Below are 1,821 nucleotides of genomic sequence, written 5' to 3' on the forward strand. Positions count from 1 at the left end.
GTGCGCGCTGGTCGGCACCAGTGCGATCCCAGCGGCTGCGAGTGACAGCATCAGGGCCCCGGAGATCCAGGCGGTGAACACGCGCCGAGAACGCGCAACAGAGACATTCAATTCCATCTAGGTGCCCAACTCCTTCAAGATGATTCTGTGAATATCGGGTGGTCCACCATGAAGCCCTGGCCCTAATCCATGAGTCGCATCAGCTGCCTTGGGCTATCGAGAGCATGCCTAATAGTCAGAGGTCGTGAAAGTCACTGGGACACGAAGAGATTAACGTCGGCCGCATCCGCCGAATCTGCACCGAGGGCCAGGCAGACGGGTGACATAAGAAGGATCGTTTCTTCACTCGGGATGGACCCTCGGGTCGATTCGAGCGAATCCACGGTCCTGATTCCAGAGGGATGGCCTGGCGATCCTGCGGGGATTTTGCCGTCGGGGCTGCTGGCGCTGCATCGGGCAGTCACTGGTCTGCCTGGCTTTTTCGCGGGTCAGGGTGCTTCGGCCCAGCCGATCCCATGCCGGGCCCTGGACGCGCAGCCGAGGGGACTTGCCGCGTCCGCTCGCTCCCCATTCCCGCCTGGAGTGTCCACGGACAGGCATTGCACGATGAGTGGGCCATCCGCATCGCCCCGGCGAGTCGCCGTCGGGGGCCGCACCCGCGCACTGATGGGCGTCTCGTCTGCCAGGTCATCCTGGGCACCACGGTGCAGGTCTTCGGTGCTGCGACCCCCAAGCAGGCCGCGTACGCAGTCCGAGGGCACGGTGCAACGTGACAGCGCCGTCGGGCCAGGCGGGAGCCTGCGAGGCTGTGAGGTCGGCGTCGGCCACAGCGGTCGCGCCGTGGGCGGTGTCGGGGTTCATCCGCGGGATGAACGCTCCGGCAGCCCTCGGTTTGCTGCGGCGTGCCTAGCGTTGTGCGGTGCGCCCCGACCGACGCCAGCGCCATCCGGCGTACACCAGGTCGAGGACGAGAATCACGGCGCCGATGACGAGGAGCCAGAGCAGCCCGTGCGCGACGGCGCCGATGATGCCGAGCGCCACCGCGACGATGATCACGAGCAGGAACAGGACCATGCCGGATGCCTCCTTTGCGTGGGCGGGCGGGTCAGCGGCGTGCGAGTTGCCGCTCACCACCGGTGCCGGTCTGGTAGTCCATGCCGTAGTGCCGGAAGATCGCTTCCTCGTCCGCAGCGGGGAGCACGTCGTCGGTGCCGATCGCGGGACAGTCCTTGACCAGGGACTTGTCGTAGCTGACCTTGACGTAGTCGGGTCCGACGACAGCGCCGTCCAGGGGGACGAAGACCAGGTGGTGCCGGGTGGGCAGGCCGACCTGAACGGTTGCCATGGCCGGTTCGTCGGTGCTGGTGTCCACGTAGATGGCCTCCAGAGCGCCGATCTTGTGGCCGCCTGCGTCGACGACGTCATGCGTGCGCCACTCGCGGATGTCCGCGGACTCGATCACGGCGCGACTCCCTTCGGCATGCTCAGTCACGACGACCTGTGCTCTTCCAGCCTGCGCCCGTGCACGGATTGACACCAGCCACGCCGTAGCGCGGCATGATCTCCAGTTCGGTCGAGGGCAGGCCATCGCCGGCTGATAGCCGCCGGGCAGGGCTCCGGAGTACTCGGAGGCCCGTTGTCATAGCAATCCAGCAGTCAGCAAGAACCCGGATCCAGGTGAGGGCAGGAGTGCAGCCTCGGTAAGGCTCCGGAGGGCCAGGAGACAGGGGCGCGAGCCTGTGCTCAGGTTCAGGCCACTGGCGAGGCCTGCTGACCGGAGGGCTACTGCATGGGGCGCGGGTTCCTGCGGCGGGGCGCTGT

The 1,821-nt window shown here is 66.7% G+C and carries 2 protein-coding genes; both read right to left on the bottom strand.

The genetic code is table 11. The features are described 5' to 3' along the window. Positions 1–906: 906 nt before the first annotated feature. A complete protein-coding gene (locus tag TR48_RS44460; RefSeq protein ID WP_170183556.1) occupies positions 907–1,074 on the bottom strand; it encodes a hypothetical protein in 168 nt (55 codons plus the stop codon). Between the two features lie 31 nt (positions 1,075–1,105). Next, positions 1,106–1,462 (bottom strand): PRC-barrel domain-containing protein, encoded by a 357-nt coding sequence (locus tag TR48_RS22810; protein ID WP_042370288.1) that lies wholly within the window; start codon positions 1,460–1,462, stop codon positions 1,106–1,108. Positions 1,463–1,821: the final 359 nt, after the last annotated feature.

Source organism: Streptacidiphilus neutrinimicus (genome assembly GCF_000787815.1).
GTDB lineage: Bacteria > Actinomycetota > Actinomycetes > Streptomycetales > Streptomycetaceae > Streptacidiphilus > Streptacidiphilus neutrinimicus.

Excerpts from the sequence above, each read along its gene's own strand:
- TR48_RS44460 (WP_170183556.1), bottom strand. The coding sequence starts at position 1,074 with ATGGTCCTGTTCCTGCTCGTGATCATCGTCGCGGTGGCGCTCGGCATC.